3 protein-coding genes are annotated in these 3,395 nt (G+C 66.2%); all 3 read left to right on the top strand.

Annotated features, from left to right (window positions below; all coding sequences use genetic code 11):
- Positions 1–153 precede the first annotated feature (153 nt).
- Positions 154–1,119 carry an ABC transporter substrate-binding protein gene (locus AC5JJ6_RS05065; RefSeq protein ID WP_496040997.1) on the top strand — a complete coding sequence of 322 codons (966 nt, stop codon included), beginning with the start codon at positions 154–156 and terminating at the stop codon, positions 1,117–1,119.
- Between the two features lie 128 nt (positions 1,120–1,247).
- The gene (locus AC5JJ6_RS05060) at positions 1,248–2,207 is read left to right on the top strand and encodes a PfkB family carbohydrate kinase (protein WP_496040996.1); all 960 of its coding nucleotides are present in this window, start codon (positions 1,248–1,250) and stop codon (positions 2,205–2,207) included.
- On the top strand, positions 2,204–3,395 hold a 1,192-nt coding region (zwf, locus tag AC5JJ6_RS05055), incomplete at its 3' end, for a glucose-6-phosphate dehydrogenase (protein WP_496040995.1). The genes AC5JJ6_RS05060 and zwf, both read left to right, overlap by 4 nt.

The following is a 3,395-nucleotide window of genomic DNA, read 5'->3' as shown; positions in this document are numbered from 1 at the left end:
TCGTCGGCGCCGTCGCCATGGTCCTGCACCGCAACACGGGGTCCGCCCTCCCCTGCGCCTACCCTTCTGACCGACCTACCGGGCTCCGACCCGACTTTCAACACTTCAAAAAACCACCTGAACAAGCTTCACGTCAGCCACGGAGGAAACACCATGATCAAGACCTTTGCGATCAAGAAATCCACCCTGCTCGCCGCATCAGCCGTCCTGGCGCTGACCGCCTTCGTCGCGGCTCCGGCCTCGGCCGCCGAACTGAAGTCGATCGGCGTCACGGTCGGCAGCCTCGGCAACCCGTTCTTCGTCCAGGTCGTCAAGGGCGCCGAAGCGCGGGCCAAGGAGCTCGGCGGCGCCGGCGTCACCGTCACCGCCGTTTCGGCGGACTACGACCTGAACAAGCAATCGACCCAGATCGACAACTTCATCGCTTCCGGCGTCGACATGGTGCTGGTCAACGCGGCCGACCCGGTCGCGATCGAGCCGGCCATGGTCCGCCTGAAGGCGGCCGGCATCGTCGCCGTCGCGGTCGACGTCGCCGCCAAGGGTGCGGCAGCAACGGTCACCACCAACAACATCGAAGCCGGCGAGAAGGCCTGCGGCTACATCGCCGAGAAGCTGAACGGCAAGGGTGAAGTGGCGATCATGAACGGCCCGCCGGTATCCGCCGTGATCGACCGCGTCAACGGCTGCAAGCAGGTCCTCGCCAAGTCGCCCGGCATCAAGATCGTGTCGGACAACCAGAACGGCAAAGGCTCGCGTGAAGGCGGACTTGAAGTCATGATCGGCCTGCTGACCGCCAACGACGACATCGACGCCGTCTTCACGATCAACGACCCGCAGGCGATCGGCGCCGATCTTGCCGCCAAGCAGCTCAACTTCACCGACCTGATCATCACCTCGGTCGACGGCGCGCCGGACATCGAGGGCGCCCTGAAGCAGCAAGGCAGCCTGATCCAGGCGTCCTCCGCCCAGGACCCCTACGCCATGGCCCAGAAGGCGGTCGATGTCGGCTACGAGATCCTTCAGGGCAAGCAGCCGGCCCAGGCCACCACGCTGATCCCGGCTGAGCTGATCACCCGTGACAACGTCGCCCAGTACAAGGGCTGGACGTCGCCGAAATAAGGTGCGGGACCGGGGCTTCGGCCCCGGAACCACGCTTTCGAGACCTCCCCTGCGCCGGCCGCCTTTTCCTCCCAGAATGGCGCAGGGGCCTTTTTCTTCAGCTTCAACGTCCAGCCGGAGAGGTTCAAATGGCAGACGCGATCTGCATGGGCGAGCTGTTGATCGATTTCGTGCCGGTCACGACCGGAACGGATCTCCTCACCGCCCCCGCATTCCAGAAAGCCGCCGGCGGCGCTCCCGCCAATGTCGCCGTGGGCCTTGCCCGGCTCGGGACCAGCACCGCCCTGATGTGCAGGGCCAGCGAGGACGGCTTCGGCCGGTTCCTGGTCAAGACGCTCGAGGACGGCGGCGTCGACACATCCCTGGTCCGCCGCTCCCGCCGCACCCGAACGCCGCTGGCCTTCGTCTCGCTGGCGGAAGACGCCGAGCGCGAATTCCTGTTCTACGGCGATCCCAGCGCCGGCTTCTGCCCCGAGGACGTCGATTTCGGCGCCATCGCCAAGGCCAGGCTGGTGCATTTCGGCTCGATCGGTCTGATCCCCGAGCAGTCCTGCGCCGCGACCTTGAGCGCGGTCGATGCCGCCAGGGGCCACGGTCTGCACGTTTCGTTCGACGCCAACCTGCGGCTGGACCTGTGGCCCAACGCGGACGCCGCGAAGGACGCGATCCGCGAAGGGATCGAGCGCGCCACCATCGTCAAGCTCAGCGACGACGAGCTGGAATTCCTGACCGGCTCGCGCGACCCTGCCGCCACCGCCCGCACGCTGTTCCATCCCGGCCTGTCGCTTATGGTGGTGACGCACGGCAAATACGGCTGTACTTTCATGACACCTGAAATCGACGGCAAGGTCCCGAGCTTCTCCGTCGTTCCCGTCGATACAACCGGAGCGGGCGACGCCTTCATGGCCGGCCTTCTGACAGGGCTGCTCGAGCATCCCGATGAGCCCCTGACTTCGGAGCGTCTGTATACCATGTGCCGTTTCGCGAATGCCGCGGGCGCGCTGGCGACGACGATGCGAGGCGGGATCCCCGGACTGCCCAGCCGAGCCGCCGTAACGGCTTTGATTACCGAGGAGGCTGATCGATGACTTCACACACGGCACCGGTCGAAACTTTCGATTACCTCGTGTTCGGCGGGACCGGCGACCTGGCGCTCCGAAAACTCCTGCCTGCCCTGTATCTCCGCGACAAAGCCGGCCAGATCACTGCGGAAAGCCGCATCCTCGGCGTGTCGCGCAGCCAGCTGAGCCAAGCCGACTACAAGACCAAGGCGGAGGAGGCGCTTCGCCGCCACCTCCACAAGGACGACGTCGACGAGACGACCTGGGGACGGTTCATCGACCGGATCGACTACGTCGCCGCCGACGCCACCGCGACCAGCGGCTGGGACCAGCTTCAGGAACGCTTGGGCGGGCGGGACGAGATCGTCCGCGTCTTCTATCTCGCCACGTCGCCCGAGCTGTTCGGCCCGATCTCCGAGCGGCTCCAGGCCTTCGGTCTGGTGACGCCCAAGTCGCGCGTCGTGCTGGAGAAGCCGATCGGCCACGACCTGAAATCCGCCCGCCGGATCAACGACGAGGTCGGCAGCGTCTTCGCCGAGGAGCAGATCTACCGCATCGACCACTATCTCGGCAAAGAAACGGTCCAGAACCTGCTAGCGCTCCGCTTCGCCAATTCCCTGTTCGAGCCCGTCTGGGACGCCGGCCACGTCGATCACGTCCAGATCACGGTCGCCGAGACGGTCGGCGTCGAAGGGCGCGGCGGCTACTACGACACCTCGGGCGCGTTGCGCGACATGGTGCAGAACCACCTGATGCAGCTCCTCTGCCTTGTCGGCATGGAGCCGCCGGTCTCGCTCGACCAGGAATCGGTGCGCGACGAGAAGATCAAGGTCCTGCGCTCCCTGAAGCCCATCGGCCCCGAGAACGTCGCCGGATGCACCGTGCGCGGCCAGTACCGGGCGGGCGCGGTCGAGGGCGCCGCCGTCGGCGCCTATGCCGAGGAAGCCGGCACGGCGCCGGGCGCCAAGCCCAGCAACACCGAAACCTTCGTGGCCCTGAAGGTCGAGATCGAGAACTGGCGCTGGTCCGGCGTGCCGTTCTATCTCCGCACCGGCAAGCGGATGCCGGCCAAGGTGTCGGAGATCGTCATCCAGTTCCGTCAGGTGCCGCACTCGATCTTCCCGAAGACGGCAGGCGAGATCACGCCCAACCTGCTGATCGTCCGCCTCCAGCCGGACGAGAGCATCCGCCTGAACCTGATGGCGAAAGACCCAG

The sequence above is a fragment of the Skermanella sp. genome, from assembly GCF_059503625.1.
This window is presented reverse-complemented; position numbering and strand designations above follow the sequence as displayed.